Origin of the sequence: Streptomyces sp. NPDC002889 (assembly GCF_042888425.1) — a bacterium.
In the GTDB taxonomy this organism is placed as follows: Bacteria; Actinomycetota; Actinomycetes; order Streptomycetales; family Streptomycetaceae; genus Streptomyces.
In genome coordinates, this window is the sequence record NZ_JBIAPT010000009.1 from 148427 (window position 1) to 166868 (window position 18442).

Sequence of the window (18442 nt, forward strand, 5' to 3'; positions counted from 1 at the left end):
GCCATACCTCTGTGGCATGGCCGGCGGCTGAGCGTTGACTCTGACGGCCGACCGCCGCAGGATTCAAGCGGCATGGCGGGTTACCGCCCGGTACCGCCTTGACGAACAGGAGCCCGTACCTCCTGGGACCCGTCGCGGTGCGCCTTGTCATGCCTGCGTATCCGCGGTGCCGTGCCACCGGTATTCCGTGGACATGAGGCACATGCGCCACGCTCGCTCCCTCGCCCGGCCCTGCTCGGAACCCAAGGAGAGCCCGTGATCCCTCACCCCACCCTCCGGCACACCGTACGGGATCTCGTCGTCGTGGTGAGCCCGTTCGAGGAGCCCGACGCGCGGATGGTCGCGGCCGCGGAACGTGCCGGCGCGCTGGGCATGCTCGACCTCGGCAGGGACCGTGAACGGGCACGGGCCGCGATGGACTCACTGCGGGGACGGGGGTACGGCGTACGAATACCGGCCGGATGCCTCGTCGCACCGGACGAACTGCCCGACACAGTGGACACCGTCCTGCTCGCCGCAGAGCACTGGCGCACCGGAACGACAGGGTGGGGGGCGCGCACGGCCACGCGCAGGGTATGGGCCGAGGTCGTCGACATCGCCGAGGCCCGTGCCGCCGTCACCGCCGGAGCGTCCGGACTTGTCGCCAAAGGACACGAGGCGGGCGGCCGCGTCGGCGAGCTGACCACCTTTGTCCTGCTCCAACTGCTCCTTGCCGACCCGGAGTTGACCGTGCCGATCCATGCGGCAGGGGGCATCGGAACGCACACGGCCGCCGCAGCCGTCGCGGGCGGGGCCGCCGGCGTCGTACTCGACACCCAGCTCGCGCTCACCACCGAAGGCGTGAACGGACTGCCCGCCGACGTCGAGGCCGCGATCCGGGCCATGGACGGCAGCGAAACCACTGTCGTCGGGGGCCACCGCATCTACACCCGCCCCGATCTGGCACCCGTTCACGGCGAAGTCGCCGAACAGCTCGGCGCCCGCGGTCTGCGCACGCAGCCGCTGCCCGTCGGCCAGGACGGAGCCGCCGCCGCCCGGCTCGCCGCGCGCCACCGCACCACCGGCTCCGTCGTACAGGCGGTGCGAACGGCCATCACCGGCCACCTCGAAGCGGCCGTACTGGCCCGTCCGCTCCAGCCTCGCCCCGGCGAAGGCCATCTGCCCGTCGCCCAAGGGCCCATGACCCGCGTCAGCGACCGGCCCGCCTTCGCCTGCGCCGTGGCGCAGTCGGGCGGGCTGCCCTTTGTCGCGCTGGCCGTGATGAACGGCTCCGACGTACGCGAACTGCTCACCGAGACCGCCGCACGCCTGGCCGGCCGCGACTGGGGCGTCGGCCTGCTCGGCTTCGCGCCCGACGAACTGCGCCGCGAACAGCTCGCCGCCGTCGCCGACGCCCGACCCCCGTACGCGATCATCGCCGGCGGCCGGCCGGCGCAGGCCGCCGAGCTGGAGGCCGCAGGCACCCGGACCTATCTGCATGTGCCCTCACCAGGACTGCTGGAGCAGTTTCTCGCCGAAGGCGCGCGGCGGTTCGTCTTCGAAGGGCAGGAGTGCGGCGGCCACATCGGCCCGCGCGCCGCCTTCCCGCTATGGGAGGAGCAGATCGACCGGCTGCTCGCGTGCCCGTACGCCGCCGAACTCGACGTGCTGTTCGCCGGCGGCATCCACGACGAGCGGTCCGCCGCGATGGCCATGACCGCCGCAGGCCCGCTGGCCGAGCGCGGAGCCCGGACAGGGGTCGTCATGGGCACCGCCTATCTGTTCACCGAGGATGCCGTCACCGCCGGAGCCGTCCTGCCCGGCTTCCAGCAGGAAGCCATCGGCTGCGAGGCCACCAGCCTGCTGCACACCTCCCCGGGCCATGCGACCCGGTGCGCCACCACGCCGTACGTCGACGCCTTCACCGCCACGGCGGAACGGCTGCGGCAGGAGGGCGCGAGCCAGAGCGAGATCTGGGCCGAACTGGAGAAGCTCAACCTCGGACGGCTGCGGCTCGCCAGCAAGGGCCTGCGCCGCACCGAGACGGGACTCGTGCCGGTGGACGAGGCCGTGCAGCGCGATGAGGGTCTGTACATGCTCGGCCAGATCGCCGGCGCACGCACCGCCGTCATCACCGTCGCCGATCTGCACACCCAGGTCACCGACGGGGCAACACGGCTGCTCGAAGAGCGACTCGAGGAGCTGCGAGCGGGCGCGCCGACGTCCGGGCCCGAGGAACCGCTGGACATCGCCGTCGTCGGCATGGCCTGCCGCTATCCCGGCGCGGACGACCTCGCCGCGTACTGGTCCAACATCGTCGCCGGCACCGACTCCGTCACCGAAGTCCCGGCCGACCGCTGGGACCCCGGGATCCACTACGACCCCGACCCGGCACGCGCGGGGGAGCGCACCCCGTCACGGTGGGGCGGTTTCCTGTCGGCCGCACCGTTCGACGCGCTCGCACACGGCATCGCTCCCGCTTCACTCGGCAGCATCGAGCCGGTGCAGCTGCTCGCACTCGACGTAGCCGCCCGTGCACTCACCGACGCCGGATACGCGGGCCGGCGGCAGTTCGACCGCTCCCGCACCTCCGTCGTCTTCGGCGCCGAAGCGGGCACCGACCTCGCCGGGGCGTACGGCTTCCGCGCCGTGCACCCGGGCTATCTCGGCCGGTTGCCGCCCGAACTCGACGAGCAGTTACCCAAGCTGACCGAGGACTCCTTCCCCGGAGTCCTCGCGAACGTCATCGCCGGACGCGTCGCCAACCGACTCGACCTCGGCGGCGCCAACTGCACCATCGACGCCGCCTGCGCGTCCTCGCTCGCCGCACTCGACCTGGCCTGCAAGCAGCTGCGCGACCGGGACAGCGACATGGTGCTCTGCGGCGGCGCCGATGTGCACAACAGCATCAACGACTACCTGATGTTCGCCTCTGTACGAGCCCTGTCGCCCACCGGCCGCTGTCGGCCCTTCGACGCATCCGCCGACGGCATCGCACTCGGCGAAGGCGTCGCCTGCGTCGTACTCAAACGCCTTGCGGACGCCGAACGCGACGGTGACCGCATCTACGCCGTCGTCAAGGCCGTCGGCGCGTCCAGCGACGGACGATCCCTCGGCCTCACCGCGCCCCGGCCCGAAGGACAGCGACGGGCCCTGGAACGCGCCTACCGGCGCGCGGGAATCGCACCCACCGAGATCGGCCTGGTGGAAGCACACGGCACCGGAACCGTCGTCGGCGACAGCACCGAACTGGCCGTCCTCACCGAGGTCTTCGCAGACTCCGGGGCGGGTTCCTGCTCGCTCGGATCCGTGAAGTCGCAGCTCGGCCACACCAAATGCGCTGCGGGCCTGGCCGGGCTGATCAAGGTGGCACGGGCCGTGCACTCCGGCGTACGGCCGCCGACGCTGCATCTGGCCGGCCCCAACCCCGACTGGAAGCCCGACGCCAGCCCCTTCTGCTTCGACACCGAGGCCAGGCCGTGGACCGCGCCCCCGGGAAAGCGGTTCGCGGGCGTCAGCGCCTTCGGCTTCGGCGGCACCAACTACCACGCAGTGCTCTCGGGTCATGAGGACGGACCCTACGGCGGCGGTGAGCCCGAGCACGGCCTGGACGCCTGGCCCGCCGAGCTGTTCTGCTTCCGCGGAGCCGACCGGGACGCCGCGCTCGGCGCCATCGACCGCCTCGCCGCGCGTCTGGAGCAGAACGACGCGGCCGGCCGGCCCTGGCCCCTGCGCGACCTCGCCGCGGAGACCTCGCGCGGCGAGGGAGCCATCCAGATCGCGGTCGTCGCCACGGGCCTGGACGACCTGCCCGCGAAGCTGGACCGGGCCCGGACCTACGCCTCCGGCGAGGGCGTCTACGTGCACGACGCCGCGCCCGCTTCGGGCGGCCGGTCCGCCTTCCTCTTCCCCGGCCAGGGCAGCCAGCGCCCGGGCATGCTGAACGACCTGTTCATCGCCTTTCCCCACCTGCGCGGGCTGCTGTACGAGGCGGATCCACGCCTCGCGGCCGCGATGTTCCCGCCCGCCGCCTTCACCCCCGAGGAGCGAGCCGCCCAGCGCGCCGCCGTCACCGACACCCGCACCGCCCAGCCCGCCCTCGGCATCGCGGGCGCCGCCGCTCACCAGTTGCTCACCTCACTCGGCATACGTCCCGACTGCACCGCAGGCCACTCGTACGGCGAACTCGTCGCGCTCTGGGCCGCAGGCGCGTACGACACCGAGACGCTGCTGCGGCTCAGCGACCGGCGTGCCCATGCGATCCTCGCCGCGGCAGACGACGACCCGGGAACGATGGCAGCCGTGTCCGCGGCGCCGAGCGAGCTGCCCGAACTGCCGCCCGGATGCGTCCTCGCCAACCACAACGCACCGGCGCAGAGCGTCATCTCCGGCCCGACCGCGGCGGTCGACGCCGCGATCGGAGCGCTGCGAGACGCGGGAATCAGGGCGGAACGCATCCCGGTCGCCTGCGCGTTCCACAGCGAGGTCGTCGCGGCGGCAGCGGATGCGCTGGCCTCCGAGCTGGCCGCTGCGTCCGTCACCGAGCCCGCCATCCCTGTGTGGTCCAACACGACCGCGAGCCCCTATCCGGTCGAGGCGGCGTCCGTACGGGCGCTCCTCGCGCGTCAACTCGCCGAACCCGTGCGATTCGCCGAGCAGATCGAAGCGATGTACGCCTCGGGAGTGAGGACCTTTGTGGAGGCCGGCCCGGGCCGGGTGCTCACGGGCCTCGTCGGCCGCATTCTGGGCGACCGGCCGCACACCGCGGTGCCGATCGACATCGTGGGCGAGCACGGCCTGGCCCGCCTGGTGAACGCGCTGGGCGAACTCGCCGCCGCCGGGATTCCGTTCGACCCGGAGCCCTTGTTCGCCGGCCGCGCCTCCGCCCTGCCTGCCGAGCCGCCCCGCCGAGCCGGATGGCTGGTCGACGGCCACCTCGTCCGCACGGCGGACGGCGTTCCGGTGGCGGGTGGACTGCTCCCGGCACGGCGGGTGACCCCGGTTCGTGCGGCGGCGGAGGCCGTGGACCGGCGGGAGGACGCAGTACTGGAGTACCTGCGTGGGGCACGGGAACTCGTGGCCGCGCAGCGGGACGTACTGCTGGGGTACTTGGGCGCCGAGGCCGGTCCGAGAACTGTGTCGGAGCCGCTGCCGGAGCCGCTGCCGGAGCCGCAGGCGGTGCCTGCGCCGGTGCGAGTCGACTCCGATGAGCCCGCTGCCGGGCATCCGCCTCTGACGCCCGATCAACTCCTGGACACGGTCCTGGAAATCGTCCACGTCAGGACCGGCTACCCGAGAGAAATGCTCGACCCGACGCTGGATCTGGAGGCCGACCTCTCGGTCGACTCCATCAAGCGAGTGGAGATCATCGGCGCGCTGGCCGACCGGATCGGGCTGCCGCGGGGAGCGGACGGCCCGGCCAATTCGGCCGTCGAGGAACTGTCCCGGCTGAAGACCATCGGCGGGATCGTCGACTGGATCGTGACACGGGACGCGGCGGCGGAAACGGTGTCGGACGACGTGCCGGTGCGGGCCGCCGCGCCCCCGGCCCCCGAGGAAGCCGCCGCGCCGGTTTTGCTGCCGGACCGGATGGTCGTCGAGGTCGCCCCCATCGGGCCGGCCAACACCCGCGACCCCGCCGACGTACTCCCCGGACTGCGGCTCGCCGTCGCCGACGACGGGCTCGGTGTCGCCGCTGCCCTCGCCGCCGCGCTGGAGTCCCATGGCGCAGAGGTGCGTACACTCCACCCGGACCGGCTCGCGGACGCTGCAGGAGCAGACGGCGTCGTGGACCTCAGCGCCCTGCGACCCGCCCCCGTGCCCGTGCTTCCGGAGAACTTCGCCGCGCTGCGCGACATTCTGACCGAAGGAACGCACCGGCTCCTGCTCGTCACCGGCCGCGGCGGCGACTTCGGCCGGACCGGTTCGCCCGACCCCGTCCCCGGCGCCGGACTGTACGGCTTCGCCCGCACCGCGGCGATCGAGCACCCCGGCACCGCAGTACGCGCCGTCGACGTCGACCCCAAGGACCGCCCCGAGCGGATCGCCGCCCATCTGATCGCCGAACTGTGCGCGCCCGACGAGCCCTTGGTCATCGGCTACACCAACGGCACCCGCAACACTCTGCGGACCGTGGCCGCGCCCCTGCCGGTCACCGAAGCGATGCCACCGCTCCCGATCGGCCGTGACGCCGTCGTCCTCCTCACCGGGGGAGCCCGTGGCATCACCGCGCGCACGGCCCTCGCCCTCGCCAAGGCGACCGGCTGCCACATCGAAGTTGTCGGCCGCACCTCACGGCCCGAGGACACCGAGGACCCGGCCGTCGGCCACGCCCATGACCGCGTGTCCCTGCGTGCCGCCCTGTTCGGGAAAGGCCTGCGCACACCCGCCGAAATCGAGAACGAGGCGACCCGCATCCTCGTCGCGCGTGAGGTCCGGGCCACGCTCGCCGCCCTCCACAGCACAGCCGCCTCGGTGCGCTACCACGTCGCCGACGTGACCGACGCCGAAGCCGTACGCGCCGTCGTGCACGACATCCGTACGCGCCACGGCCGTCTCGACGGCATCGTGCACGGCGCCGGAACCATCGAGGACCGCCGGCTCGCCGACAAGGACCCGGCATCCTTCGCGCGGGTCTTCGCCACCAAGGTCGACGGCGCCCGCCACCTCGCCCACGCCGCCGCCGACCACGGCGAGGATCCGGCCCCCGCCTTCCTCGCTCTCTTCGGCAGCGTCGCCGGTGTCTTCGGCAACCGCGGCCAGGCCGACTACGCGGCCGCCAACGAAGCCTTGGACACGCTCGCCACCACCCCCGCCTGGTCACGCCGGTTCCCAGGCCGTGTGCTGAGTGTCGACTGGGGCCCGTGGGCAGCCGAGGCCGGCGGCATGGTCACACCCGAGCTGGAGCGGATGTACGCGAGCCGCGGAATCCCGGTCCTCGATCCGGCAGCGGGGACCGCGGCGTTCCTCGCCGAACTGGCGCACGGCACCGAGGGGCAGGTCGTGCTCATGGCGGGGGAGACCTCCCATGGCTGACGGCGGGCCACGCCCGACCGACGCCGCCATCGTCGGCATGGGCGCGGTCTTCCCCGGTGCCGGGGACCTGGCCGCCTACCGGCGCAATCTCTTCGCCGGCACCGACGCGATCAGCGATGTGCCGCCCGACCGCTGGGACCCTGAGGTCTACTACGACCCGGGCGCGTCAGAGGGCTTCGCCCGCAGCGACCACTTCTACTGCCGGCGCGGCGGATTCATCGACGACCTCACCGCGTTCGATCCGACCCGCTTCGGCATCATGCCCGCGGCCGTGGCGGGCGCGGAGCCCGATCAGCTGCTCGCGCTGCGCGTCATCGCCGAGGCCCTGGCCGACGCGGGAGGCGAGGAGCGGCTGCCCGCCGACCGTTCCCGCATCGGCGTGATCCTCGGCCGCGGCGGGTTCATGGGCGTCGCCACCGCCCGCCTGGACCAGCGCGTACGCACCGCCCATCAGCTCGCCGCGACCCTGCGTGAACTCGCACCCGAACTCGGCGACGAGCGGATCGCCGCCGTACGCGACGCCTTCCAGGCCGGGCTCGGGCCCGAGCAGCCGGAGGCCTCGATCGGCCTCGTACCGAGCTTCACCGCGGCCAGGGCCGCCAACCGGCTCGACTTCCGGGGCCCCGCCTACACACTCGACGCCGCCTGCGCGTCGTCGCTGATCGCCGTCGAGCAGGCGGTCGGTCTGCTGGCGAGCGGCAGTTGCGACGTGGTGGCCGCCGGAGCCGTGCACCACTGCCATATCGCTACGCTCTGGAGCGTTTTCACCCAGCTGCGGGCGCTGAGCCCGAGCCAGCACATCCGCCCGTTCGACCGCCGCGCCGACGGCACGCTGTTGTCCGAGGGCACCGGAGTCGTACTCCTCAAACGCCTGGCCGATGCCGAGCGCGACGGCGACCGCGTCTATGCCGTCGTACGGGGAGTGGGCGTCGCGGGCGACGGGCGGGCCGCGAGCCTGATGAGCCCGCTCGTCGACGGCCAGGTCCGTGCTCTGCGGAAAGCCTGGTCGCAGGCCGGCCTCGACCCGACAGCGCCCGACGCGCTCGGTCTGCTCGAGGCGCACGGCACCGGAACGCCCGTCGGCGACGAGGCCGAACTCGTCACGCTCGGTGAGGTGTTCGGGCGGCGCACGCCGGGCGCCGAACCGGTGGCGATGGGCTCGGTGAAGTCGATGCTCGGCCACACCATGCAGGCGTCCGGGATGGCCGGGCTGATCAAGGCGGTACTCGCCGTGCACCACGGGACGCTGCCGCCGACCCTCCATCTGGAAGAGCCGCACGAGGGCTTTGCCGGGACACGGATGCGTCCGGTGACGGAGGCGGAGCCCTGGCGGCGTGGGAGCGGGCCGCGGCGGGCGGGGGTGAACGCGTTCGGGTTCGGCGGGATCAACGCGCATGTGGTGCTGGAGGAGGCACCGGGAGCGGTCGTCCCGGCCGGCCGTGTCCGACGGCCCGTGTCGGCCGATGTCACGCTGTTGGCCGCCACGACTCCTGCCGAACTCGGCCGTCTGGTCGAGGCGCTGCCTGGAGAAGTCATGCCGTCGACGGCCGGACCCTGCCGCCTCGCCGTCCTCGGACTGACCCCCAAACGCCAGGCGCTGGCCGCGGCGGTCGTGGCTCGTGGCAGGCCGTGGCGTGGTCGCGGAGGCGTCTGGTTCACCCCCAGCCCGCTGCTCGCGCACGACGGCCGGCTGGCGTTCGTCTTCCCGGGCCTGGAGCCGGACTTCGCGCCGTACGTCGCCGACGTCGCCGACCACTTCGGCCTGCCCCGGCCCGCCCTGACCCACGGCGGCACACTTGTGGAGCGAGCGGTGGACGCCATCGCCGTCGGTCGGTTCTTCGCCCGCGTCCTGCCCGAACTCGGCATAAAGGCCGATCTGTTGGCGGGGCACAGCTTGGGCGAGTGGACCGCGATGGTGGTCGCCGGGATGTATCCACAGCGGGCCGTCGACACGTTCCTCGACTCGCTGCGGCCGGGCGACCTCGATGTTCCGGATCTGGTGTACGCGGCCATCGGCTGCGGATCCCGGCAGGCGGCCGAGGTGTTGGAAGGCATGGACGGGGTGGCCGTCAGCCACGACAACTGCCCCCACCAGTCGGTGCTCTGCGGAGAGCCCCGCCCGGTGGGGGAAGCGCTGCGGCGGCTGGCCGGGCAGGGTGTGCTCACACAGGAGCTACCGTTCCGTTCGGGCTTTCACACGCCGATGTGGGCCCCGTACCTCGACCAGGTCCGCGCCGCGTTCGGCCGCCTGCCGCTGAGGCCCCCGACGGTGCCGGTCTGGTCGGCGACCACGGTCGCGCCGTACCCCGCCGACGAGCGCGAGGTACGGGATGTGGTGCTCCGCCACCTGCTGGAACCGGTGCGCTTTCGGGAGCTGACGAACCGCCTGTACGCGGAGGGCGTGCGCGCCTTCGTCCAGCTGGGCCCGGGCAGCCTCCCGGGCTTCGTCTCGGACACCCTGCACGGCCACCCCCACCTGGCGGTCTCGGCGGGTGCGTCCCGGGGAGACACCGGCATCGCCCAACTACGCGCGTTGGCGGCGGCGTTGTGGACGGAAGGCCGGGACGTTCGCTGGGACGCTCTGGTCGAACGCGAGCCGGAATCCGTTGCCCTGATGAGCACCGAGCCGGTGGCGCCGACAGCTGCAGCCGACTCCGCGAAGCCCACCGGCCCCGCGCCCCGCTCCGTACCCCTCGATCTCGGCTCGCCCCTCATCCGCCTCGGTCCCGCCGCGCCTACGCTCCAACTGGCCGGACCGCCCCGGACCGCCCGCACGCACCTCGCCGATCGGCCGCGACTGCAGTTGGCCCTCGACGCCGTGCTCGACGAGGCCGAAGAAGCAGCGCGCGCCGTCGCCGACGGCTGGCGTACCCCGCCGGCGTCCGGGGCCACCATCCGACAGCTGTCCCTCGACACCATGCCCTACGTCCGCGACCACTGCGTCTACCTCCAGCCCGACGCCTGGCCCGAGCCCTCCGACCGCTTCCCCGTCGTCCCCATGACCACCCTGCTCGACCTCGCCGCGGACGCCGCCCTCCAAGCGGTGCCGCAGACCACCGTGACCGGATTCGACGACGTACGGGCTCTGCGCTGGCTGCCCGTCGCGCCCCCCGTCGACGCGGAGTTCACCGTCACTCCAGAGGCCGGCGGGCGTGTACGCGTGGAGATCGGCGGGTGCGCGAGCGTCACCGTCGTGCTCGGATCCCGCCACCCCTCCCCTCCCGCACGCGATCCTTCCGCACTGACCCGCGAAGGCCCGGCTCCCGTCAGCGCCGAGGCCCTCTACCGCGACCGGTGGATGTTCCACGGTCCCGGCTTCGCCGGTGTCCACGAGGTGTCCGCCGTCGCCGACGACGGCATTCGCGGGGTGCTGCGGGCCCTGCCCGCGCCCGGCGCGCTGCTCGACGCGGCCGGTCAACTCCTCGGCCACTGGATGCAGTTGCGGCTGCCGGTCGACCGGCTGGTGTTTCCCGCGTCGCTGGAGCGGGTCAGCCTGTACGGACCGGTGCCCCGCGACGGCTCGCTGATCCGCGCCACCGCCCGCATCCGCTCCGTGCGGCCGGACGCCGTACAGGGCGACGTGGAGCTCGTCCGCGCGGACGGCACCGTACTGGCCCGGCTGGACGGCTGGACGTACCGGCGCTTTGCCGCCGACGAGCGGGTATGGCCGATGAAGTTCACGCCGGAGATCTGCGGCATCGGCGAGCCGCAGCCCGGCGGCTGGTGTCTGGCCCGGCGTCGCTGGACCGATCCCGCCTCGCAGGAGCTGGTGATGCGGCGCTATCTCGGTGCCGCCGAGCGGGCGGCGTACGAGCAGCGCGCGCCGCGAGCCCGCGCGGCCTGGCTACTCGGGCGGATCGCCGCGAAGGACGCCGTACGCCAGCTCCTCTGGGACCGTGGTGCCGGACCCCTGTTCCCCGTGGAGTTCACGGTCGGCAATGACGAGGCGGGCCGCCCGCACCCCGAGGGTCCGCTCACCGCCGGGCTGCGGATGTCGCTGGCCCACAAGGACCGCCTCGCGGTGGCGTATGCCCACCCCACCCACGCCGTCGGCATCGACATCGAGACCGTCACCGAGGACCCCGCCGCCCTGAGTCGTGTCGCGCTCACCGCCGACGAACGACGGCTCGCCGAACAGATCGCCGCCCGTGACGGACACGGCGAGGCGCACGCGCTCACCACGCTCTGGTGCGCAAAGGAAGCCGCGGCCAAGGCGGAGGGCACCGGCCTGGGCGGACGCCTTCGGCAGTGGACCGTCACCGACGGAACGGCCGGGCTCCGCGTGGTCTCTCCGGATGGCCGCGCCCATTGCGTACGAACCGAAACCGTGCACGACCTGTCCGGACCGGACACCGCACCCAGCCCGCACGTCGTCGCCTGGACCGTATCCCCCACCCCCGACCCGGACGGAGCCCAGCCATGACATCCGACCCCACGGCGATGCGAATACTCGCCGAGATCACCGCCATGCTCGTGCAGACCGTCGGCGACGAGTTCCTCCTCGCGGAAGAGATCACGTTCGACACCACCTTCAACGAGGACCTGGCGCTGGAGAGCATCGAGTTCGTCGCGCTCGCCGAACTGCTCCAGCAGCGGTACGGCGCCGCGGCGGACCTGATCTCCTTCCTGGCCGAGAAGGACATGGAGGGGATCCTGGCGCTGACGGTCGGCGACCTCGTGGCCCATATCTCCGGCACACCCGTGTCGGCTCCGGCCGGCTGAGCACGCGATGGCCGAGATACTCGCCAACTCCCTGAGTTTCCATGTCCACCGGCTGCCGGCCGCCGACGCACCAGGTGAAGCGGGCGCGACCGCCGTCTTCCTCCACGGTCTGGTCGTCGACAACCTCTCCAGCTTCTACGCCACCCTCGCCGTCCCGGCCGCACGGGACGGGCACGACATCGTCCTGTACGACCTGCGCGGCCACGGCCGCACCGAACGCCCGCCCACCGGCTACGACACCGCCACAGCCGTACAGGACCTGACCGCCCTGCTCGGGGCCCTCGGACTCGACACCCGCCCGGTGACCCTCATCGGCAACAGCTACGGCGGCACGATCGCCCTGCGCACCGCACTGGCGCGGCCCGAACTCGTCGCCGGGCTGATCCTCATCGAGGCACCGCTCAGCGGCCCGTGGATCGAGAACATGCTGGACACGCTCTCCGTCGCGGCTCTCGACCTCGAAGGCAGCAAGGTACCGAAGGAACTCGCTTCGCTCGGAGCGCGCAAGGCGGCCCGGCTGACGGCGACCGCCGACGAACTCCTCAACCGGACGTCGCTGATCGACGACATCGCGGCGGGCCGGGTGTTCACGGCCGAGGACTTCGCGCAGCTGCGCTGTCCGGTGCTGGCCGTGTGCGGTGAACACTCCGAACTCGTCCCCGGTGCGGAGGAATTGGCCCGCCACGCACCCGACTGCACCGTTCGCGTCCTGCCCGGCTTGGGTCACGACGTACTGCAGGGCGGCATCGACGAGCTCCGCCGGGTCGTGCTCGACCGGCTGGCCGCAGCCGCCCGCCGACAGCCCGACGCGGTGACGGTATGAGGGCGCTGTTCGTCGTGCCGCCGCTCGCCGGGCACGTCAACCCCACCGTCGCCGTCGCCGCCGAACTCACCGCACGCGGACACGAGGTCGCGTGGACCGGCCCCGCCGAAGTCCTGTCCGCGCTGCTGCCCGCCCACGTCACGCTCCTCCCGTCCGGCGACCACACCGGACCCGGAGGCTATGGCGCGCTGCACGGCCGCTGGCGCGATCTGCGCGGCGTCGCCGCACTGCGCTTCCTCTGGCAGGAGGCGTTGATCCCGCTCGCCCACGCGATGGTTCCCGGAGTGGAGGCGGCGGTCGACACGTATGACCCCGATGTACTCGTCGTCGACCAGCAGGCGCTGGCCGGGGCCGTGGTCGCGCGGCGGCGCGGACTGCCATGGGTGACATCCGCGACGACCACGGCCGAGTTCACCGGGCCGTTCGCCGGATTCCCGAAGGTGGGGGAGTGGGTGACGGACCGGATCGCCGGATTCCTGGCCGACTGCGGCGTGCCCGCCGACTGGGATCCGCGGTTCTCGGACCGGCTGGTCTTGGTCTTCTCCACCCGTGAACTGGTCGGCGGGAACGGCGCGTTCCCCGATCACCATGCCTGGGTGGGACCCGCCCTGGGCCCCCGTCCTTCCGACGCCGCATCGTTCCCGTGGCGGCGACTGGATCCCGCACGGCGCCGGGTGCTGGTCTCGCTCGGCACGCTCAACCGGGAGGCAGGCGTCCGCTTCTACGCCGCTGTCCTGAAGGCCGCGGAACGGCTGGCCGAGCAGGTGCAGCTGATCGTCGCCGCGCCCGCGGAGGTGGTCGGCGAGGTGCGTGAGGACCATGTCCTGCTTCAGGAGTACGTTCCCCAACTCGCCCTGCTGCCGCATCTCGACGCCGTGATCTGCCACGGCGGACACAACACCGTCTGCGAGACCCTCGCCCACGGTCTGCCGCTGGTCGTCGCGCCGGTCCGGGACGACCAGCCGATCATCGCCCAGCAGGTCGCGGCGGCCGGGGCCGGAGTCCGGGTGCGCTTCGGCCGGCCTCGCGCCGACGAGATCCAGGCCGCGCTCACCGCGGTGCTCGACGATCCGGATCACCGGCGGGCCGCCCGCCGTGTCCAAGCATCCTTCGCGGCGGCCGGCGGCGCCGCGGCCGCGGCCGACAGGTTGGAGAAGCTCAGATGACACCGTCTCGTGCCCGCCGCGTCCCTTGGACCGCCATCGCCGTCTTGGCTGGCCTCACCGCGGGCACGGTGCGCGCCCGCCGCCGGCTGGCCGCTGTACCCGTCCTGGACATGACCGTCGAGAGTCACCCCACGGACGGCTGGCACGTGATCGCGGCCCGGGGCATCGAAGTCGACAGAGTGACAGTGAGTGCCGCAGTCGCCCACGCGGAACGAACCGGTCTCGAAGTCCTCGACCTGCTGCCGGGCAGCCTCGACGCGGAACGCGCACTGGGCCTCCTGCGCCTGCTGGACATCAGCGACGGGCGCCATGCCCGCACGGCGCAGCCACGCGGCGCGGGCCATGCCGTCCTGGTCACGGAGGACGTCCGCACGCGCGCGGGAATCAAGACCGACGACGACCTCACCACCGCCGAACTGCACACTCTGCTCGGCCGGTTGAAGGACTACGCACCGGCCTCCACCGGCATCGCCATCGCTCCGGGACTGGCCGTCCCGGCCCGTGAACCCGCCCGGCGGGCAGTGGAGTTACGCGCCCAAGGGCTGCCGCCGGGCGTGGTGACCGCGGCCCAGCTGGCAGGTCTTGCCCTGCTGGCACGCGCGGCCGTCAAGGACGGCCGGTGGGGCGCGGCGGCGCTCGCGCTGTACTGGCTGCAGCCCTCGCTGATCCTGGGCCGTCCGGACAGCCCGCTGCGACCGGCCGATCTGCCGCGCGCCACCACGGCGCGGCCGCTGTACTCCGTCCACACCGTGCTGCGAACGGCCACCAGCAGGGGCCCGTCCCAGTCCGGTCCGACTCCGGAAATGGAGACGCTGCGGCCCCTCTACGCGGCCGAACTCAAGGCCGGCACCGCTCGGTTCTTCGAACCGCGCCGCCCCGACTGCCCCTGGTGCGGCTCCGCCGACCTGTCCGTACGCACCCGGATGCCGGATCTGTTCCAGGCCAAGCCGGGCAGCTTCACCCTCGAGGAGTGCGGGGTGTGCGGGCATGTGTTCCAGAACCCGCGCCTGTCCCTGGACGGACTCGACTTCTACTACCGCGACTTCTACGACGGCCTCAGCGTGAGCAGCGCGTCCCACGTGTTCGGCCGGATGAGCCGCTCGTATCTGGCCCGCGCGGAAATGCTCAAGCCGTACGGCACCCCGTCCGCCTGGCTCGATGTGGGCACCGGGCACGGTCACTTCTGCAACAGCGCGCGCGACGTCTGGCCCGACACGCGCTTCGACGGCCTCGACATGGCTGCGGAAGTGCAGGGCGCGCAGGCCCGCGGCTGGATCGGAACGGCTCACTGCGGGCAGTTCCCGGAGCTGGCTGCCCAACTGGTGCACCGCTACGACACGATCAGCATGTGCCACTACCTGGAACACACCCGTGACCCGTTCGCCGAACTCGACGCCGCCGCCAAGGTGTTGCCGCCCGGCGGGCATCTTCTGATCGAACTCCCGGACCCCGAATCACGCCTCGGCCGCATGCTCGGCCCGTACTGGCTGCCGTGGTTCCAGCCCCAGCACCAGCACCTGATCCCGGTCGGCAACCTCCGCGATGCGCTGGCCGACCGCGGCTTCACGGTGTTGGCCGAGGAACGCGGCGCGGCCCACCAGTCCTGCGACTTCGTCGGCGCGGTCCTGCTCGCCGCGAACCGGATCGCGCCCAGTCCGTACGCCCCGTGGGGCCCGGGCAGCGCGACCCTGACCAGCCGGGCGATCCGCCGTGGCGTCTGGACGGCTTCGCTGCCGTGCTTCGCTGCCGCGGCTGTCCTGGACAAAGTCCGCGCGGCCGCGGCCCGCGTCACCGACGGCGGCAACGCCTACCGTCTGCTGGCCCGCCGCACACCGACGCTCCACGAGCCGAGGTGACGGAGGTGAGCCCCGAGCCGGTCGGGCCGCTCGGCATCGCCCGGCGGCACACCGCCGACCCCCTCTTCCGGCTCGTCGCCTACGCCCTGGAGGCCGCCCACGACCGGCCACCGGCCACCGTGTGGAGCGCTCCGCACGCCTTCCACTTCGGGTCACCGCGGCTTGTTGCCGCGGCCGGGTGGCCCGTGGCCGCCGCTGCCGCGCCGCGCGACGACGGGATCGTACGGCTGAGTTCCCTCGCCCATCCCGCGCACAGCTGCGAACTCCCGCTCACCGGACCGCCGCTGCCGCATCCCGAGTGGGCGGCTCGCACCTACGCCCTGCTGCGCGCCCTGGCCGGCGCCGGATACGGCAGAGGCGGCCTCGATCTCCACATCCACTCCACGCTGACCGCGGCGACCGGGCTGTCCAGCGCCGAGCCGCTGGAGTGCGCCGTGGCGCTGGCGGTCGCCGATCTGCACGCCGGCCGCGCCGGACCACGGCTGCCGCGCGGCCGGCTGGCCGCCCTGGCCCGGGCGGCCGTCCCCGAAGGGGACGAAGTGCTGCGCGAGGCGGCGCTGTTCGCGCGGCCGGGACAAGCACTGATGCTCGGCCGCGGCACTCGGCGCCGGGTCCGCTTCGATCCGGACGCACATGGTTCGCGGCTGACGCTGCTGGTGACCCGTGGCGACGAGCCCGCGCCGGACGAGATCGAGCGCGCGGTGGCCTGCGCCCGGCGCGCCGGTGCGACGGCCGCCTGGTGGCCCGGGCGGCGGCCGGAGCGCAGCGCCATGGTCCTGCTACCGCGGGAGCGGCTGACGGATTTACGTACCGCCGTGACCGAGGAGTTCCGCGACCGCGGGCTGCGCGTGCCGCGGCTGGTGAACATCACCGTGGCGGGCGCGGCCCGCCGCGAGGAGTGAACGGCCGGCGCCGACCGTCGGGGTTCGAATTGCCCTGGATCAGGCCGTGGTCGCGGAAGAGGGTGCGGCCGTCGATGACGGTGTCGGTGGTGATCTGGACGCGGCCGGATGGCCATGGCCGCCTTCGGGATCATCAGCACCGGCTGCCCAACCGCCGCCCGATCTCCCGAAGGAAGTCGCAGAACGCATCAATCCGCGGCTGCGGCTGCAACTCCCGCAGGTCAACGTCGAAGTCGATCTCATCGTCCGCATGGAAGCGGAAGATCGCCAGCACATCGGCGCGGCCAGACACGGGGGCGGAACAGCCGAAAGGACGGTGCGTGCTGAAGGTCGTCGGCGGGCGCCGGTAGGTCGACCGGCCGCCGGGTGGCGTGCGCGTGGAGCGTCGGGTTCAGTCGGTGATGTACCAATCGTTCTTGAAGTACTCCAGGGTGTAGCTGCCGAGGTCGCTCTCGGAGAAGGTTGCGGAAGCCCTGACCGCTTCGACCGGCATCTCGATCTTGTCAGGCGTGCGCACGGCGATGCGCTGCGGGTCGACCGTCGCGGTTCGCAGGGCCTTCTTCTGCGCGGGCGAGATCATCTGGAACACGACGGAGTACGTCGACGTGCACGGGCCGGACCCCTGGTCCTGTGCCTTCTTCGCGGCGGGCCCGGCCACTTCGCAGACCGTGTCGATGTCCTCACGGCCCAGGGCGTGGAGGTACTGCTCGTACCGCTGGATCGCGCCCTCCTTCGTCCTGGGTGCGCGCTGGTCGCCGGTCGGCTCGGCCGACGGCTTCTCGGTCCGAGCGGACACGGACGGCGTGGCCGACGGCTCTTCCGCCTGCGTAGACGCGGACGGCTGCGAAGGCTTCGCGTCCGTGTCCTCCTTCGAGTTCTCCGGACCGCACGCGCACGCCACCAGCGCCACACAGGCCGATACCGCCACGCTCACCATCGTCCGAGCTTTCATTCGGGTCCCCCATCACCAGGGGGCCGTCCTCGCTCCGACTCGTCACTGGATTCGGGGGGTGGCTCTGGTCACCATGCGTCGATGACCGGCGCGTCGGGGTCGTACTGCCGCCAGGCCTCGTTGAGGCGCGCGAGCCGGTCCGGGGCGGCGATGCCACGCAGGGACGCGACCTTGCCGTCGCTGACTTGGAACGCCACGGCGCCCACGACCCGGTCGTCGACCACGGCGAGGACGGCCGGGGAGCCGTTGACCAGCGCGATATGGATCGCGGGCGAGCCGCCGGCCAGCCGCCGCTTCGCCGGCGTGGGCTTGAAGCCGGCCCGCACGTAGGAGGCGACCCGCTCGCGCGTCCTGTACCGCAGCAGCCGCTTGCCCAGTCCGGCGCCGTCCGAGACCGCCGTCACGTCGTCGGTGAGCAGCGCCACCAGCCGTTCGGTGCGCCCTGATGTGGCGGCGGCGAGGAACTCCTCGACGACCCGGCGCGCGGACACGGGGTCGGCCTCGCCGCCGCGGCGCTCGGCGGCGACCCGGATCCGGGCCCGGTGGGCATGCTGCTGGCTCGCGGACTCGGTGATGTCGAGGATCCCGGCGATCTCGGCGTGGCTGTACGAGAAGGCCTCACGCAGGACGTAGACGGCCCGCTCGACCGGGGAGAGGCGCTCCAAGAGGGTCAGTACGGCCAAGGACACCGATTCGCGCTGCTCGAAGGTATCGGCCGGGCCGAGCATCGGGTCGCCCTCGAGGAGCGGCTCGGGCAGCCAGGCACCGGCCGCCCGCTCGTGGCGCGCCTGCGCCGAGCGGAGTTGGTCGAGGCAGAGATTGGTGACGACCTTCGTCAGCCACGCTTCCGGCACTTCGACCCGTTCGCGGTCTGCGGCCTGCCAGCGCAGGAACGTGTCCTGCACGGCGTCCTCGGCGTCGGCGGCCGAGCCGAGCAGACGGTACGCGAGCGAGGCCAGCCGGCCCCGGCTGGCCTCGAACCGATCGATGGCTGCGCTGTCCATGCG

The 18442-nt window shown here is 72.8% G+C and carries 9 protein-coding genes and 1 pseudogene; 7 read left to right on the top strand and 3 right to left on the bottom strand.

The window, feature by feature from the left end; translation table 11 throughout:
* The first annotated feature begins 255 nt into the window (after positions 1 to 255).
* From ACFYWI_RS15690 to ACFYWI_RS15720, 7 genes are read left to right on the top strand one after another with little or no spacing between them, the layout of a single operon-like run.
* Positions 256 to 7014, top strand: a complete 6759-nt coding sequence (locus ACFYWI_RS15690) for an SDR family NAD(P)-dependent oxidoreductase (protein ID WP_389231364.1) — start codon at positions 256 to 258, stop codon at positions 7012 to 7014.
* Complete coding sequence (locus ACFYWI_RS15695; RefSeq protein ID WP_389231367.1) at positions 7007 to 11437, top strand: beta-ketoacyl synthase N-terminal-like domain-containing protein; 4431 nt, start codon at positions 7007 to 7009, stop codon at positions 11435 to 11437. The genes ACFYWI_RS15690 and ACFYWI_RS15695 overlap by 8 nt, the downstream gene beginning before the upstream one ends.
* Positions 11434 to 11736 (top strand): acyl carrier protein, encoded by a 303-nt coding sequence (locus ACFYWI_RS15700; protein ID WP_389231370.1) that lies wholly within the window; start codon positions 11434 to 11436, stop codon positions 11734 to 11736. Before ACFYWI_RS15695 ends, ACFYWI_RS15700 begins: the two co-directional genes overlap by 4 nt.
* Before the next feature lie 7 nt (positions 11737 to 11743).
* Positions 11744 to 12559: an alpha/beta fold hydrolase gene (locus ACFYWI_RS15705; protein ID WP_389231373.1), complete on the top strand. Its 816-nt coding sequence runs from the start codon at positions 11744 to 11746 to the stop codon at positions 12557 to 12559.
* A complete protein-coding gene (locus ACFYWI_RS15710) occupies positions 12556 to 13725 on the top strand; it encodes a glycosyltransferase (protein ID WP_389231375.1) in 1170 nt (389 codons plus the stop codon). The genes ACFYWI_RS15705 and ACFYWI_RS15710 overlap by 4 nt, the downstream gene beginning before the upstream one ends.
* Positions 13726 to 13769: 44 nt before the next feature.
* Positions 13770 to 15581, top strand: coding sequence for a class I SAM-dependent methyltransferase (locus ACFYWI_RS15715; protein WP_389231378.1), 1812 nt, complete (start codon positions 13770 to 13772; stop codon positions 15579 to 15581).
* 5 nt (positions 15582 to 15586) lie between these two features.
* Positions 15587 to 16483: a galactokinase gene (locus ACFYWI_RS15720; protein ID WP_389231381.1), complete on the top strand. Its 897-nt coding sequence runs from the start codon at positions 15587 to 15589 to the stop codon at positions 16481 to 16483.
* A 39-nt stretch (positions 16484 to 16522) separates the two neighbouring features.
* On the opposite strand, the pseudogene ACFYWI_RS15725 reads toward ACFYWI_RS15720, so the two are convergent.
* The 3 genes and pseudogenes from ACFYWI_RS15725 to ACFYWI_RS15735 all read right to left on the bottom strand — a co-directional run.
* A pseudogene (locus ACFYWI_RS15725) lies at positions 16523 to 16776 on the bottom strand (hypothetical protein); the annotation flags it as partial.
* 98 nt (positions 16777 to 16874) lie between these two features.
* Positions 16875 to 17411, bottom strand: a complete 537-nt coding sequence (locus ACFYWI_RS15730; protein ID WP_389231384.1) for a hypothetical protein — start codon at positions 17409 to 17411, stop codon at positions 16875 to 16877.
* A gap of 92 nt (positions 17412 to 17503) precedes the next feature.
* Positions 17504 to 18439 (bottom strand): sigma-70 family RNA polymerase sigma factor, encoded by a 936-nt coding sequence (locus ACFYWI_RS15735; protein WP_389231387.1) that lies wholly within the window; start codon positions 18437 to 18439, stop codon positions 17504 to 17506.
* Positions 18440 to 18442: the final 3 nt, after the last annotated feature.

Bases quoted from the DNA above. Each gene is read 5' to 3' on its own strand.
- ACFYWI_RS15695 (WP_389231367.1), top strand. From the start codon at position 7,007: ATGGCTGACGGCGGGCCACGCCCGACCGACGCCGCCATCGTCGGCATG.
- ACFYWI_RS15700 (WP_389231370.1), top strand. From the start codon at position 11,434: ATGACATCCGACCCCACGGCGATGCGAATACTCGCCGAGATCACCGCC.
- ACFYWI_RS15705 (WP_389231373.1), top strand. From the start codon at position 11,744: ATGGCCGAGATACTCGCCAACTCCCTGAGTTTCCATGTCCACCGGCTG.
- ACFYWI_RS15710 (WP_389231375.1), top strand. From the start codon at position 12,556: ATGAGGGCGCTGTTCGTCGTGCCGCCGCTCGCCGGGCACGTCAACCCC.
- ACFYWI_RS15735 (WP_389231387.1), bottom strand. From the start codon at position 18,439: ATGGACAGCGCAGCCATCGATCGGTTCGAGGCCAGCCGGGGCCGGCTG.